Annotated in this window: 1 tRNA gene; it reads right to left on the bottom strand. The window is 52.0% G+C overall.

The window, feature by feature from the left end:
• Positions 1-84 precede the first annotated feature (84 nt).
• Positions 85-160: transfer RNA gene (locus OGV93_RS01275), tRNA-Ala, on the bottom strand.
• Positions 161-344 lie beyond the last annotated feature (184 nt).

Below are 344 nucleotides of genomic sequence, written 5' to 3'. Positions count from 1 at the left end.
GATCCAGATTTTTAAAGAGCAAAACTTCGCAGTGAACCTTTTCAGGTACACTCTGAAGTTTTCTTGTGTTTTTGCAGTAAAGGATGGTGGAGCTATGCGGGATCGAACCGCAGACCTCCTGCGTGCAAGGCAGGCGCTCTCCCAGCTGAGCTATAACCCCATCGTAAATGCTAATCTCTGTACCCTAATTCGTTTCCGGGCAAGGCGCGGTGGTGCGAAGCATACTGAAGTATGCGAGCATCGCCGTAACACAGCACGGAGGCGAATTTGGTAGGCCTGAGTGGACTTGAACCACCGACCTCACCCTTATCAGGGGTGCGCTCTAACCACCTGAGCTACAAGCC

Source organism: Citrobacter sp. Cb031, assembly GCF_030336725.1.
In the GTDB taxonomy this organism is placed as follows: Bacteria; Pseudomonadota; Gammaproteobacteria; order Enterobacterales; family Enterobacteriaceae; genus Citrobacter; species Citrobacter braakii.
This window is presented reverse-complemented; position numbering and strand designations above follow the sequence as displayed.